The sequence below is a fragment of the Edaphobacter aggregans DSM 19364 genome, from assembly GCF_000745965.1.
In the GTDB taxonomy this organism is placed as follows: Bacteria; Acidobacteriota; Terriglobia; order Terriglobales; family Acidobacteriaceae; genus Edaphobacter; species Edaphobacter aggregans.
This window is the reverse complement of record NZ_JQKI01000123.1, coordinates 1-14,233: the sequence shown is the minus strand read 5'-3', so window position 1 is coordinate 14,233 and position 14,233 is coordinate 1. Positions and strand designations below refer to the sequence as shown.

Sequence of the window (14,233 nt, the reverse complement as noted above, 5' to 3'; positions counted from 1 at the left end):
AGTTCCATTCGGTGCGTTTTTTGCTCTCTTTGTTCCTGCACTTATCAGCTGGCTTGTTCCGGCTGTCATCATCTCCTTCACGATCAGTGGAAGAAGCGTACCTCTCGAGCGAAGCAATGTGCCTGTTCGGAAGGGTGGATACGTAGTTGCCGCGATGCTTCTGAGCACGATTGTTGTGACCGTCCTGCTTCATCACACTCTGCATCTGCCACCCTTCCTTGGAATGATGTTAGGTTTAGGGGCACTGAATCTGTACTCATACTTTTTACATCGTCACGAATCGAAAGTATTCGCAGAGAGTATTCCCGGCTCCGCACAGAACGACGAGTTTGAGAGAAGATCGGAGCACAGGGAGCCGTTCAGTATCTTCAATATTCTCCGGATGGTCGAGTGGGACACCTTTCTCTTTTTCTATGGAATCATGCTCTGCGTGGGAGGCCTGGGCGCTATCGGATATCTGAATGGCTTGTCGTCGATTCTCTATACAGGGCTGGGATACACAACCGCGAACATCCTCATCGGGGTCCTATCGGCCATCATTGACAATATCCCGCTTACGTATGCCGTCCTCACTATGATGCCGCATATGGATATGGGCCAATGGCTCCTCCTTACGCTCGCCGCTGGCATTGGCGGCTCGATTCTATCAATAGGATCGGCGGCAGGCGTAGCTCTCATGGGCCTCAGAAGAGACACCTACACATTCTTTTCGCATTTGAAATGGAGTTGGGCCATTCTTCTCGGGTATGCCTCAGGAATTGCAGCCCATATCTACATCAATGCGTCAACGTTCAAATGAGCCGAAGGGGGTGTGAAATATTTACGGTGGACTGCAAGATCGGATCTTGGCTTGAGCACGGCTCCATGAGCGATAGCCATCTATAAGTTGGTGCATGTCGGGTGTCGTGGTTCGAAACGGCACGGCAACCGCCAGTTCAACTAGTTGCTGGCGTTCGCTATCCGAAAGCGGCAGCGGAGGAATCCAAGGATCGGCGATTCAAATTGGCGGCGAAGCTTCGTGGGCTTCCTGTACGAAATGGCGACGTCCCGTCAATTGAGCAGCCCGCTCACTGTCGATCATCTACTCCCACCCGGTGTTGTGGGCCGTGACCAGGGTGGGACAATTCCATTCATACGTGCATAGGCGACCAGCTGCCCCATATGTTCGTTGTCATGCACAAGGATCCTCAGGTACATTCCGTCAACCGGGACGGTCTTGCCGTCGATGGTAACCTTGCGTTCGAGATCGTCAGGCTTCAACTGAGCCCGCGCTGTCTTAACAGCATCGAATGAGCGCTTCAGATCTGCGATCACTGCGGCTTTTGATGTAACGGTCTTTTCGAGATTATCTTTTGCCATGTCCGAGGGCATCTTCGGGCCGGTAACGCTCAGCAGGTAGAAGTTAGCCTGCGCGATGTGCATGAGCACCTCGCTTATCGACCTTATCCCCGGCCCGGGGCGCCAAGAGTATTTGTCGGCCGGAATCGCCTCTGCCAAAGCGATGAGCTGCCGAGAAACGTGGCCCCACTCGCCGTCGTAACCCTCCCAGATTCCTTCGTACTGAGGGTTCTGCGTAGCGGCGTGAGCATGTAGCATCGTCGCGCTTAGTGCAAACCATATAAGGAGTGTCTTCATCAGTTCCTCGCATGAACTGCTAATAGTATCCGCCGAGACAGAGAAGTTTGACGCTCAAATGTGAGCAAACGACGTTCTCCAGTGTTTTGGGGATTCACTTGCGGAGAAACCGGCTTCTTGGACAAGTGGATGCTCGGTGTGGTTAGTAAAGGTGAGGCCACATTCTCGCTTGATGCAAAATCGCCATGTTATGAACCAGCGGCGACGTCTCGCAACTTACGAATTCGCTTTCAGTGATGGAGAATTGGAACCGCGTAGTCCAAATGGCCCATTTTGTCGCGAATCGTTGCCATACCCTTCCGGGTTAGGATCACGCTCATCGATTAGCTTTTGCGCTCGCTTCGGTTGGTTGCACCGATAGCACCGCGAGAACGATCAGTGGTGGGCAATCGGTACGCGTTCCGTAACCCGGGCAAGGTCCGGTGCAGGACTTACTAGTGTCGGCGCAAAGTTTTTGAGGATTCGCAGTTTGCATCACTAATAACCTCGTAGTTGATTTTGGCGCGCACAATGGAATGGGGCTGTGATTGCTGTCACAGTTGTTGAAGCGGATGCGGGAAGGTCAACTCAACACCCAGCTTAAGTTGGGGACTGCAATCAGGTCGACCGCTTCGACTTCCCTTCCGAGTCGAAACGCTCGCTGCCGAAGTACCAGCCAACCCGGACCTTCGTCGGGATGGTATTTCCGTCAAACGTGCCGCTCTCTTCAATGAGACCGCCGAATGGTAGGAACCGGAACTTTGCTTTGTCAGGGTTTCCCCATCGGAGCATGCTCACGTCTTCAACTCACCGTTTTCCTTCACTGTATAGTCGAGGTCGGCAGTCTCGGTATGTGCGCTGAACCGCGCATGGGGATGGGTCGAGTCCGCAGCGGCCCACTCTCCCCCCGGCCGCAAGAGAGCGGACGGCAGGCACAAGGATTCGATATTGATGCGACCCGCAGCCGACCGAGTCATATCGGGCCCTGTTGCGTTGAGGAAAGGCAGTATCCCGAAGAGTTTCCACTGCATGGCGCCCGATCTATCAAGGAAACGGTCGCTTCCACGCATGATCAGTCCGTTTACACGAACGCTGGCCTGCCGGATCAGGCCCCGGACCCAGTAAATCACCTGCTCTGCAATTGCCACAAGCAGACTCCCAAAGCTGTTCCAAAGATTCTTGTCCGCTCATGGTCCTGATCCAAGATGCTCGCCTGCTGAAGGAGAGTGTTGCGTGAGGTTGCGAAGCAGTCTTCTTAGGGGTTCTTGTCATGTAACGCGAGGAAGGCCGTTAGCAGAACGCGCGGATCGTAGTGTCCTTTGTATACCGGTGGCGGTGTTCGGCTCAATCGAAGCAACGAATACACTGCGGTTTGCGCCGAACGGATCGAATATTCCACTGTGAAAACCACATCGTCAGGGAGTTCGCAAAATTGTCCGATGAAAGCGAGGTTCTTCGAGCGCTCGGGTACCACCTGAGGACGGTCACCTTTGGCTCGACGCAGGAATTGGCTGGTGATGAAGGGCATCATGCACGGGATGCAGGTGCAGGTTTCAAGTATTTTCCTGGCGTCGGCCTCAATCCGTAGATGTCCCATTATCTCTGTCATAATCTCCCGACCGCTGCATGCCGACATAGGTTTCTTGATGAAGTCACCGGGTTCATCGACGAAAAGACCATAGCCCCAGAAGACGTTAACGTCCTCGGGCTGCCCGATGAAATGTGGCTGATGAGGCAATACGATCGACGCTAACCAGCCGGACTCCGGAAAGGTGATGAGGCCACCCTCTCCCGGGACGTTGCCTGTCAGATCCCTGATGAGATGGAAGAAGGTGGGGTCGTGGAAAGTCGTGGTGAAGGACACCCACTTCGATTCCTCTACATAGCCGGTGAAGTTAGCTGGACGGCCGAACTGCGGGTGACCGACGGCGATCTTCTCCCAGAGAGCCCAGGAGCCGCCGTCGTATTTACCCTTCAGGACAGGTGCCGAGTCCATTGAGCCCAGACTGGAAGCTTCGGTCATGGAGCCTAACGTGACGATTACCTTGTCCTTCGCTCCTACCTTTATCTCATCCGCATGCCCCTTACGTTCACAGAGAATGCGATCCACGATATAGCCCTCGGCGTCATGACAGAAACCGAGATCGGTGACGCGTGTACTGAAATCGAATCTCACGCCGCGGTCTACTAGCCATTTCTGAAGCGGCCGTACCATCGAGTCATACTGGTTGAAGACGGTTCGCATTATCCCGCTCAGCGTGTTGAAGCCTGAAACCATATGAGTGAAACGCAACAGATAGCGCTTGAATTCGACTGCGCTGTGCCAGGGCTGAAAGGCAAAAGTCGAACACCACATGAACCAAAAATCTGTTTCAAAGAATGAAGGGTCAAACTGGTCCAAAATGCTGCTTCGCCCGAGAATCGCCTCCGGCTCAAGTCCCAAGCGCTCGATAGTCAGGATATGCTTTTCGCTCAGACCAAATTTGGGAGCGTTCAGCCTGTGTCCTCCCCGAAAAAGACGGGATTTGGATGAGGTTTTCATCGCCCTATTCCAGTCGAAGATCTCCTGCGTAACCGTTTTGCGCCCATCGAGGGTCGGGATCGATGAAAAGAGATCATAGGTGCAGAGATATTTGCTTTCAAGCATTCTGCCGCCGCGCATGACGTAGCCATCTTTGGGAGTTCCGGCGGCATCGAGACTGCCACCGATCTTGAATGATTCCTCAAAAATCGTGATGTTGTGGCCAGGGATGTCTCCGTCGCGAATAAGGAAGGCCGCCGCCGCAAGCGAGGCGATTCCACCTCCAACTAAGTAAACCATTGCGTTATCGTCAGCGGGTTTCTTGTGCATGGAGTTCTCACTTCCTTGCTACTTGTATGCCCTCCACAGGGAGCTCAATCACAAACAAGCGGCGGCAAGCGTCGCATGCGGTTGGGATGCGAAGGCCATGGTCAGGACGGGACACGAAGCCTCTGTGATGATGCGGCAGGCGATGTGAGCAGGAATATGTGAAGCGGCCATCGAAGCTTGACGGACTCCCAGGACGATCAGCTTCGCTTTCTGTTGCCTTGCATAGGCAACCACCGCGTTCGAGATCTCGCTGCCGTATGTGATTGCACAAACAGGCGGATCGATGGCCGTGCCACTCTCGTTTGCCACGTGCTGCAATGCCTCGGTCATGATTTGCAGAGTGATATGTCTGTGTGAACCGCCTTCGAGCGTCCGCGGAAGCACGTGCAGGCAATGCAGCGGTGACCTGGTCACCTTGCAGATGGCGGCAGCATAACAAATCGCGCGGGTCGTGGTGAGATGGAAATCAGTGGCGAAGACAACGGGGCTATTAATCTGAGCTGCCTCGGGAGCGTGCGATGCTTGAGGACCCACCGTCAGTACTGGGCAGGATGCCTTGCGCAGGACCACTTCGGCAGTTGAGCCGAAGACGAGTCGTTCAAAGCCGTGAAGAGCATTCGTTCCAAGGATGGCTAAATCTATCGCGTCTGAGGTAATCGTCTCCAGGATCGTCACAGAAGGGATTCCGCTGCCCATAGTGGCCTCACAGGCTATACCTGACCGTCGGGCCTCTTCGACAAGGCGGTCAAGTGAGCTCCGAGCGATTTCATAGAGGCTGTCCAATTCAAGCAGCTGCCCTCCTGTTTCTGGAGCAACAGCGTTGGCGTCCTCAAAAACATGCAGGATAGAGAGACTTGCTTGAAACGCATTGCACACACCAAGGGCAGTCTGGAACGCTGCCTGCGACGCAGCGGAAAAATCGGTGGCGAGAAGAACCTTGTTGAAGGAAGGTACCGAATCGATCGTGGATGTTTGCATGGTCTCTGCTCTATATTTCTGACCCGTCGGCGTGGGTCTTGATATTGGCAAGGTCTATGCAGCCTCGCTTGACGAAGGAAGCGGATCGCGTCCATATCGGCCTGAGAGCGTCGGCCGCGTGGGGGGAGCCTGCACGGTGCCATGGTGTAGGTAGTTTGCGCTGAGTAACCAGCCGCCGATAGCCGTCTGGATGAGGTGGATGCGGACGGACAGCGTCGGATTGTGGTCTCACCGAAATGCACCCCGTCGGATCGAGACACAGTTCGACCGTGGGTACGCAGGCGGGGCAGAGCCAGAAGAACTCCGTATCCGTAGAGCGCCTTTCAAGTGCATAGAGATCTCCAATGCTGAAGAGCCTGAACTCTGCGCAACAAGCAGGGTTGACACAGCAACGAACCATGAGCCACCTCTACAGTTGAATCTATGAGGTCTCGAGAAACAAAGCTGTGACAGAGATCACAGGGTTGCATTGCGCTGAAGTTAGGATTGACGAAGGAAATGAGAGAGACGCTCAAAGAAGACCTAAGCCGAAAGCTGCTCTAGCCTCTCTGGAGAGAGAATCAGAATGGAAGCCCCATGGACCTGGATCAATTTCTCTCTTTTGAAGCGTCCCAACATGCGAGTGACAGTCTCGCGAGAGCTACCAACGATGTTGGCTAATTCCTCGTGTGTGAGTGCCATTGTGAAGCGCATCTCAGGCTTGCCACAGGACGCTTCCCTCCCCCAGTCCAGCAGTACCCCCGCAAGGCGTCCTGCCGCCGAACCGGACAGCGCCAGGCGACGGGCATCGAAGAATACTGCTTTGTACTCCTCTGAGAGCGCCTTGGCGGCATGGAGGCTCGCTTCACCGTGCTTCTGGATAAAGGAGAGAAACTCCTCCCGGCGAATCCTTTTGATCTCCGTCGGTTCGATCGTCTCTGCTGTCACCTCATATCTCAATCCGGAGATAACTGCTCCTAGCCCTAGGACATCTCCCGGCATGGCGATCTTGAGAATCAGGGTTCTTCCTTCCCTCGAAGTGCAGGAAAGCTTGACCTGACCGGTGCAAATGACGAAGACGCCGTTGCTCGGCCCATCCTCCTGAAAGAGCCTTGCCCCCTTAGGAAGCGTGGTCTGCACGCCGATTGACCCGAAGTCGGCGAGTGCCTCTGCGCTAAGATTGCAGAACATCCGCAGTGAACGCAACTCACAGGTATCACAATGGTGCATCGATCGGGCTTTGGAAAGAGGAAGCATTCCGATAATAACCTCTATGCCACATGCGACGCTGATGATGTTACCCCGAGTATATATTCCGTTGAATTATCGTGCGGCAACATGCAACCGTCGTACTGATTTCCCGCCAGTTAGCACACAGTCATTACCGGACAGGTCGCCTGAGCCAACAGATCAGGAGTCAGGCCACGCTCGACGTGCGTCAGCCAGAACGACGCCTTGCGCGCACCAAGCACGATGAGATCCGCCTGAACCCTCTCGGCTAGTTCGAGGATGGCCTTGGCAGCGTCACCGTGCTCAACCACGCATTCGGGATTGCACCAGTCGTAAGAAGACTTTGGAATCATCCTTTTCAGCGCGGATTGGAATGCTCCATCCACGAACTCCCTCTTCCAAGAGGTGGCCGTCTGAAGCACGTAACAGAAATAGAGATGAGCACCGCTGTCCTGGGCGAAGGAAGTAGCGTAGACGGCCGCCTTCGCGGCCTCGGCCGAGAAATCGGTCGCGTAGACAATCGTCTGGAAAGCTAGAGGAGCATCGCCAGGGTGCTTGACATTGGGGCCCACGGTAAGCACGGGACACTCTGCATTTCGAATAAGTTGTTCTGCTGTCGAGCCCAGGACCAGTCTCTCCACTCCCGACTTGGAGTGCGTTCCCGCAACGATCAGGTCGACCTCGTGCTCCTTCGCGACCTTTAGGAGACCCGCGGAAGGTCGGTGTCCTTCAGGCGATGTAATTCGCGCATCGATTCCAGAAGCGGAGAAGTCGTTCCGCAAGCGCTCAAGATTCTCGTTGGCGATTCGCCGCCTTTCATTCACCGGCAGACCCGAAATAGCCTCTTCGTACGATGTAACGATAGACGGATCGAAGACATGTGCGATCTCGATAGTGGAGGAAAAGCGGCTAGCTAAAGCTCTTGCGTAGGAAGCGGCTTTCTCCGAGGCGGAGGAGAAGTCCGTTGCGAGAAGGATCTTTTTCACAGAAACAGAGACGCGTTCTCCAATGACCGGCATACGACACCTCGATCGTTCAATGCGAGCGCCTTCCGTGCTCGTTACCAGGAACGATATCTGGCTTTCTCCCCAATTGAACATGACGCAGTCTGCCCACGTCTGTGACGACCGTCACATCTCTAGACAGACAGCTGATTGAACATGTCAGGGCGATCAGATCCGGCTGAGAGTTCATAAGCTCGGCGAACACAGGAGGGTAGTCGATGAAAGCCTATTCAGAGTACTGGGTAGCCACAATGATCCGCGGGCTTCTTGCCGTTGTCGCTGGAACAGCGGTATTGTTCATTCCGGAGATGGCGTCGACGATTCTCCTGCTTCCTTTCGCTGTCGTGATTTCGATTCTTTGCCTAGCGGCGTACGGGACGATCGATAGCGCGATCATCCTTACAACCAGCTTCATGATTCCCCGTCAGCAGCCTGGCCGACTTGCTCTGAGGATGCAAGGGATCTGCGGAGCCGTGATCGGAATCCTCCTGTTCGCACTGGTGTCTGACCGCGTCGAACTCCACTGGTTCATCTATCTCGCGGCGGTTCAGGCGGCCACGGCAGCGATCACGGAGTTCATCGTCGCACGAGGGACATCGGCACACCACGGTGCGAAGTGGTGTTATGCCTCGGCGGGTGTTGCCGCGATCTCCTCTATCGCGCTCCTGTTTGGCAAAAACCTGAGCCCGCGTGAACTTGCGTGGTTGCTCTATGGCTATCTTGGAGTATTTGGATTCAATCTATTCGCTCTGTCCGCACGGGTGCTCTTTGCGGAACGAGAACTCCTAAATGTCGGGCATGTCCGAACTAGGGTCACAGCGGGGTCAGAATGATGACGACACAAGCCAATACGGTACTTCCATGATCGGCTCATTCGCTCCAAACGCTATTGTGACAATCTCACCACGGGCACGAACCGCCAGCATGAAGAAGCTCTTCAGCGGGACCTCCTCGGTGTTGCGCAGGGCGCTGGCGTTATTGCACAGGTTTGTCTACGGGTCAGAGGAGATGACCACGAACCCCGAGCACGCCACACTTCGCCTCCCGGATGACGTGAGACAGTGTTGACCAGGGTGAGTGGTCGGCCAAGACTGATCGATTTCGTAACCCAACTACAATCAAGCTTGTGGATTCCGACTCGGCAACGACGGGATTAGTTCAGCCGGCGAGCCATACTCAAGGCGGACTTTGGGCTCACAGAAGAATCCCACATCATAGGGAAGAAGGCTCCGAAGCTCCTGCTTGAGGCGATTCTCAATGAGTCCAGACTCTACACTCGGAAATTTGTCTGGCTTTCAATCACGTGCAGCAGCGTGAGACGGCCGTGAACGTGTTCCGAGAGGGCTGAAGCGTACTGCGCCGCGCGCAGTCCTGTGGTTTTGAGGTTGGTGGCGAACAGGATCGACCGGAATGGATGTTGTTCCGCATGACAGTTCGGCCCTACAACAAGGACAGGGCATGCCGCCTTGCGCAACACAGTCTCCACCACGGATCCCAGCACCAGCCGTTCGAGACCGCTCGAACCATGCGAACCTAAGACGATCAGGTCGACCTTCTCCTCGCTGGCGACCCGTTCAATGAGATCGACTGCACCAGCGTAGGCGACAGTCGTCTTTAATCGAACCCCATCTAGTCGCGGCTCGCTAGCGATAATCTGCTTCATCTCCTCCTTCGCACCATCAATCTCTGCACTGATCGTCTCCGGTAGTATCGGCTCCTGCCCCGTTGCATACACATAAGATGACACAGCATTGACGAGGAAGATTTCGGAGCCGAAGATCTCGCCGATCGCGATGGCCGTCTTCAATGCCAGAGCGGCCTGCTTGGAGAAGTCGATTCCAACCAGAATTCGCTTGAAGTGAATGTCGCTCGTGGCAAGATGCACACCCTCGCCGGGGATGGAGCTATTGATCGTTCCAGAGATAGGAATCAATGAGCGCACCTCGTGAGCGGACAATCCGAATGGCTGTCAACACAAGTATCCTCTCTTGCAAGACGCCTCGAAGGCTGTGACATCCGTCACATACAACGCGACACAGCGATGACAGACTCACTTAGATTATGCCGACGCTCGCCGCAACGATGCCGATGGTCCCCATCAGAAGGTTCGGCGACCTTCAGGAAACTCTTAGTTGCATACGATTTCTCTCCGTACGCTGACACCGCCTCGGCGAGAGTGCGGCCGACCGAGTGGTGGTTGAATGACGAGGGGAATACTAGACGGGAGTTCACTGTTATGGAGCATGATGCCGGAAAGATCATCATCATTGGCGGCGGTATCGCGGGACTTTGCACTGCAGTGTATGCACGAAGGTGCGGCTATCAGGTCGAAGTCCTCGAGATGCACGATTCTGCGGGAGGGTTGGCGACGAGCTGGCACAGGGGGGACTTCACGTTTGAGACCTGTTTGCATTGGTTGCTCGGTTCCAATCCAAACAGGGAGATGTATTCGCGATGGCTGGAGGTCTTCGACATCGACAAGTTGACGTTCATATATCCGGACGAGTTTGTGCGCCTCGAAACCGAACGCGGCGAATGCCTGAGGATCTACTCCAACGTCGACCGCCTGGAGGCGGAGCTGTTGAAGCGCGGGCCCGAGGACGCAGGAGAGGTCCGTCATCTCGCGTCGGCCATTCGAAGCCTTTCTAAGTTCAGGATGCCTGACCTGACCGAGGGTTGGGCCGGCAACTGGCTGACACTCCTCCACGACGTACCCTACCTGCCGTTGCTGCGAGAGTTATCCAGCGTGAGCAGCACGGAGTACGGCAAGAGGTTCACGGACCCACTGCTGAGAAGCTTCTTCGGGGAGGGCGACATGGGCCAACTGTCGGCCCTCGCTCTCTTCTTCTCGCTCGCGTGGATGAATAGTCGCGATGCCGGCTATCCAATCGGCGGCTCCCAGGCTGTCATTCAAAACATTGCACAAAAGCTCGGCAGCCTAGGTGGGAGGCTGCGTCTCGGAGTCAAAGTCGAACGCATCCTGGTAGAGGACGATGCCGCCGTTGGGGTGCAGCTGGTTTGTGGGGAGAGCATCGCGGCCGACTGGGTGATCTCTGCTGCCGATGGCCATGCCACGATCTACGATCTTCTTGGCGGCAAGTACAGGGACAAAACCACCGAGAAGATTTATGACGAGTTCAAAACCTTTCCCTCCTATCTGCAGGTCTCTCTCGGAGTGGCGCGGGATCTGTCTCAACAGCCCGGGTTTGTAACTCGACTCCTCGACACGCCGCTCCAGGTAGACCCGGGGACACAGCTTCGACAGGTCTCGTTCCGCTTTTTTCACTTCGACCCAACCTTCGCCCCGGCTGGCAAGACGGCAGTGACTTGCTTTCTTCCAACCCGCAATTTTGAGTTCTGGGTCCAGCTCCAACAACACAATCCGGTCGGATACGAGGCAGAAAAACAACGCATCGCTGAGGCCGTCCTCTCAATCCTGGAAAGGAGTGTGCGAGATGTCCGCCGGGAGATCGAGGTAGTCGATGTCTCAACACCTGCCACCGTCATCCGCTACACGGGGAACTGGAAGGGAAGCATGGAAGGCTGGCTCCTGACACCCGACAGTTGGTACCGACAATTGCCAAACACCCTGCCCGGTTTGCGGCAGTTCCTGATGGTGGGCCAATGGGTCATGCCGGGAGGTGGGCTGCCGTCAGGGCTGATGACATCGCGGTCCGCTATTCAAGCGGTCTGTAAGCAAGATCGGACACCGTTCGCGGAACGACACCCGGTGATGAGATGACAATGAAGGGTTCGTTCATGGTTGTGTCGCTCGGTCTTGGCGGCACGGCGTTGCTCGCGGTGGTAGTCGCCGCGGTCGCACGCCGTTCCTTCCTTGGACGCATCGAGTCCCTGCGACGGTCGTTGGAGAAGGCGCCCAAGGCGTTGGCCACCCGCGCAGACTTGCCGTCCGAAGTGCTCACTCTAGCTCGCAGGCTTGGCGCTTGCGATGATGGGGTTGGTCGGCTAGTCCGCCTGACCCAGAGTGGTGAAATGTGGCTGAGGCCCGGCTCGAAGCCACTGGCTTTCAAAGCGGAGCAAGCTATTGCGGCTGGGGAGGTCGGCTTTCTGTGGAGAGCGTGGCTCATCATGACGGCCGGAGTGTCGATGCAGGTCATTGACTATACGGTCGGCGGCAAGGCTGGACTTGAGTGTCGGCTGCTCGGCGCCCTGCCCATAATACGAATGTCGGACAGCGACACCATGTTCCGCGGCGAAGCCATGCGCTATCTTGCCGAGTTGATGTGGAATCCCGATGCCCTGCTGTTGAATCGGCAGCTAGACTGGAGGGTCATCAATGCACGTACACTGGTGGTTGCGACCGGCGGTGGCACACGCCGATGTCAGGTTCGTCTAATCCTGGACGACGCCGGCGACCTGATCGGGATAGAGGCAGACGACCGACCACGCCAAGACGGTCGCATAGTGTCAAATTGTCCATGGTTCGGCCGTGGCGGCGACTATCGAACAATCGGCGGCCGACGCATTCCGACTCAAGCGGAAGTCGGCTGGCTGCTCAACGGTATCGAATTCATTTATTGGCGTGGCCGTGTTGACTCCTGGTCGCTGAAAGTCTGACGCTGCAACCGGTCACTCTAACGGTTTGCGCTGCCACGTGTCGGTTTATTCGCGCTTCACAATAAAAGGCACCACGGAGAATATCCACGGCAGCGATCTAATCGAGCTTCTGCTACTACTCTCGGCAGGCCGCCAGATACTGCATCGCGGCGACCGCGCCTTTGTCGAGGGTTTTGACATTCGCATCTTCGATGCTCTCTACAAGACCTGCCGCGACCATATCTTCCCCCTTCGAGAAGAAGGTGTCGTCCGCCGTGTTTTCATCCTCGTTTCTGACGGCGACGACAACTACAGCCGCTCCCAGAACTCCGACGCCATCAAGATGTGCCAGCGTGCCGAGACCATCGTCTACGCCATCGGCACCAACGTCAGCCCCAGCAGAAGCAGGGGTGACGAGGTACTCCGGGTTATCTCCGATGCCACCGGCGGTCTGGCCTTCTACCCCGTCCGCATCGAGAACGTAGTCACTGGCTTCCGCAAAATTGAAGAAGAGCTCCGGAGCCAATACTCCTTGATCTATCGCCCGGCGGCCTTCAAGAATGACGGTTCCTTCCGCGCCATTAACCTCCAGGCGTTCGACCGCCGCTACAAGGTCCGCGTCCACACAGGCTACTTCGCGCCCCTCCCCTCCGAATAACTCCTTGCCCTATCTGTCTCGTCCCAAGCGCAGCATCATTCCAGTGATAGAAATGACGGGTGGAGCAGGCTAGTGTCTTAGGTGTTCAGAGACTGACGTTTCTCAATTAGGGGCGGCAATCCCTCGCAGCCTTCAATCCTGAGTAAAAGAGAAATATCCCCTACTGTTTGACTCTACGGCTTCTGGAGAGGCAAACATTGCCACTGCCACTAGCCCTGGGTGTGTGCAATCGCCGTTGACCTTCGAGTTGCAGAAGGAACAATGCACCCCGGACCCCGCCGCTGCTCAACTGTTCGACAATATCTTGAGACATGATTTCTCCAAGTAAAAGCCTACGCACAATGCAAATACTTAGATCCAGTGCTTTCGCAGCAACCAGAATTTGATGACTTGCGTCAGGACCAGATAGGCCAAAATTGTAAGCATGAGGATTGGCCAATACATCTGGGGCAGTCGAGCCAGGCCCAGCGAAGGCCCCAGAGGGGAGTACGGCAACCACAATCCAAAAGCCATAATGCATAGTGTCATAGCCGTTAACAGCCAGCTCGCCCGGCTCTGGATGAATGGGATCTTATTGGTACGAATGACATGGATGATGAGTGTCTGCGTCATGAGCGACTCGACAAACCACCCTGTCTGAAATATCCGTGCGCGAGATGGCTCCCAGCAGTGGAAGACCCAGAGCATAACGAAGAAGGTTGTGTAATCAAAGATGGAGCTAACAGGGCCGACAAAAAGGATGAAACGTTTGATTTCGCTGATGTTCCAAGGCCGCGGTCGCGCCACTTGCTCGTAGTCCACAGAGTCGGTTGGAATGGGTACCTGCGAAAAGTCGTAGAGTAGATTATTGGTCAATATCTGAATTGGAGCCATTGGGATAAAGGGAAGGAAGGCGCTTGCTCCAAGAACGCTAAACATGTTGCCGAAGTTGGAACTCGCGCCCATCCGAATGTACTTGACGATGTTCGCGAAGACCTTACGACCCTCAATCACTCCCCCTCCCAACACCATGAGGTCTTTCTCCAACAGGATCAGATCGGCTGATTCCTTTGCGATGTCCGTGGCGGTATCCACAGAGATTCCAACATCGGCTGCCCGTAGTGCAGGAGCGTCGTTGATTCCGTCGCCCAGGGATCCTACTACGTGGCCTTTCTCCCGAAGAATGCGCACGACCCGTTGCTTGTCTGCGGGGGAGAGTCGGGCAAACAGCGTCGTCTTCTCCGTCGCCTCGGCCAGTTCAGAGTCGGACATTTGTTCCACGTCGACGCCTAGAGGCTGTTAATGACTTCAGTTGAGGATTTTGAAGATTCTGCTGAGCATGAGGCAGGCGAAGGCGAAGTAGTGAAAGGCGGCGAGGGTTTG

At 55.5% G+C, this 14,233-nt stretch carries 15 protein-coding genes; 6 read left to right on the top strand and 9 right to left on the bottom strand.

The features are described 5' to 3' along the window. Nucleotides 1-799, top strand: a 799-nt coding sequence (gene nhaD / locus Q363_RS25545; protein ID WP_035356478.1) for a sodium:proton antiporter NhaD, incomplete at its 5' end; no start/stop codon positions are given. Nucleotides 800-1,077: 278 nt separating this feature from the next. Here the strand turns inward: nhaD and Q363_RS25540 are convergent. The 7 genes from Q363_RS25540 to Q363_RS25515 all read right to left on the bottom strand — a co-directional run bounded on the left by Q363_RS25540 (nt 1,078) and on the right by Q363_RS25515 (nt 7,671). Next, a complete protein-coding gene (locus tag Q363_RS25540) occupies nt 1,078-1,635 on the bottom strand; it encodes a DinB family protein (protein WP_035356476.1) in 558 nt (185 codons plus the stop codon). 597 nt (nt 1,636-2,232) lie between these two features. After that, complete coding sequence (locus Q363_RS41200) at nt 2,233-2,406, bottom strand: hypothetical protein (RefSeq protein ID WP_157467542.1); 174 nt, start codon at nt 2,404-2,406, stop codon at nt 2,233-2,235. Nucleotides 2,407-2,408: 2 nt separating this feature from the next. After that, on the bottom strand, nt 2,409-2,762 hold the full coding sequence (locus tag Q363_RS25535; protein WP_051979309.1) for a DUF6920 family protein: 354 nt from the start codon (nt 2,760-2,762) through the stop codon (nt 2,409-2,411). Nucleotides 2,763-2,869: 107 nt separating this feature from the next. Further along, entirely contained in the window at nt 2,870-4,465 is a 1,596-nt protein-coding gene (locus Q363_RS25530; RefSeq protein WP_035356474.1) for an oleate hydratase, read from the bottom strand. Between the two features lie 48 nt (nt 4,466-4,513). Further along, nucleotides 4,514-5,443 (bottom strand): universal stress protein, encoded by a 930-nt coding sequence (locus Q363_RS25525; RefSeq protein ID WP_035356472.1) that lies wholly within the window; start codon nt 5,441-5,443, stop codon nt 4,514-4,516. 522 nt (nt 5,444-5,965) lie between these two features. Next, nucleotides 5,966-6,562 carry a Crp/Fnr family transcriptional regulator gene (locus tag Q363_RS25520; RefSeq protein ID WP_245632468.1) on the bottom strand — a complete coding sequence of 199 codons (597 nt, stop codon included), beginning with the start codon at nt 6,560-6,562 and terminating at the stop codon, nt 5,966-5,968. Between the two features lie 227 nt (nt 6,563-6,789). After that, the gene (locus tag Q363_RS25515; protein ID WP_035356468.1) at nt 6,790-7,671 is read right to left on the bottom strand and encodes a universal stress protein; all 882 of its coding nucleotides are present in this window, start codon (nt 7,669-7,671) and stop codon (nt 6,790-6,792) included. Between the two features lie 203 nt (nt 7,672-7,874). Here Q363_RS25515 and Q363_RS25510 point away from each other — a divergent pair, with 203 nt between their 5' ends. Together Q363_RS25510 and Q363_RS41195 are read left to right on the top strand one after the other, a co-directional pair. Continuing rightward, complete coding sequence (locus tag Q363_RS25510) at nt 7,875-8,489, top strand: hypothetical protein (protein ID WP_035356466.1); 615 nt, start codon at nt 7,875-7,877, stop codon at nt 8,487-8,489. A 91-nt stretch (nt 8,490-8,580) separates the two neighbouring features. Then, nucleotides 8,581-8,724 carry a hypothetical protein gene (locus tag Q363_RS41195; protein ID WP_157467540.1) on the top strand — a complete coding sequence of 48 codons (144 nt, stop codon included), beginning with the start codon at nt 8,581-8,583 and terminating at the stop codon, nt 8,722-8,724. Nucleotides 8,725-8,926: 202 nt separating this feature from the next. Here the strand turns inward: Q363_RS41195 and Q363_RS25505 are convergent, their stop codons facing one another. After that, a complete protein-coding gene (locus tag Q363_RS25505) occupies nt 8,927-9,589 on the bottom strand; it encodes a universal stress protein (RefSeq protein ID WP_169747125.1) in 663 nt (220 codons plus the stop codon). A gap of 303 nt (nt 9,590-9,892) precedes the next feature. Here Q363_RS25505 and Q363_RS25500 point away from each other — a divergent pair, with 303 nt between their 5' ends. From Q363_RS25500 to Q363_RS25490, 3 genes are read left to right on the top strand one after another with little or no spacing between them, the layout of a single operon-like run. Further along, nucleotides 9,893-11,398 carry a phytoene desaturase family protein gene (locus Q363_RS25500; RefSeq protein ID WP_035356462.1) on the top strand — a complete coding sequence of 502 codons (1,506 nt, stop codon included), beginning with the start codon at nt 9,893-9,895 and terminating at the stop codon, nt 11,396-11,398. A gap of 2 nt (nt 11,399-11,400) precedes the next feature. Further along, nucleotides 11,401-12,234 (top strand): DUF6544 family protein, encoded by an 834-nt coding sequence (locus tag Q363_RS25495; protein ID WP_035356460.1) that lies wholly within the window; start codon nt 11,401-11,403, stop codon nt 12,232-12,234. A gap of 37 nt (nt 12,235-12,271) precedes the next feature. Beyond that, nucleotides 12,272-12,871 carry a VWA domain-containing protein gene (locus tag Q363_RS25490; RefSeq protein ID WP_051979308.1) on the top strand — a complete coding sequence of 200 codons (600 nt, stop codon included), beginning with the start codon at nt 12,272-12,274 and terminating at the stop codon, nt 12,869-12,871. Between the two features lie 351 nt (nt 12,872-13,222). Here Q363_RS25490 and Q363_RS45685 read toward each other — a convergent pair whose 3' ends face one another. After that, nucleotides 13,223-14,122: an HAD-IC family P-type ATPase gene (locus Q363_RS45685; RefSeq protein WP_051979307.1), complete on the bottom strand. Its 900-nt coding sequence runs from the start codon at nt 14,120-14,122 to the stop codon at nt 13,223-13,225. Between the last annotated feature and the right edge of the window lie 111 nt (nt 14,123-14,233).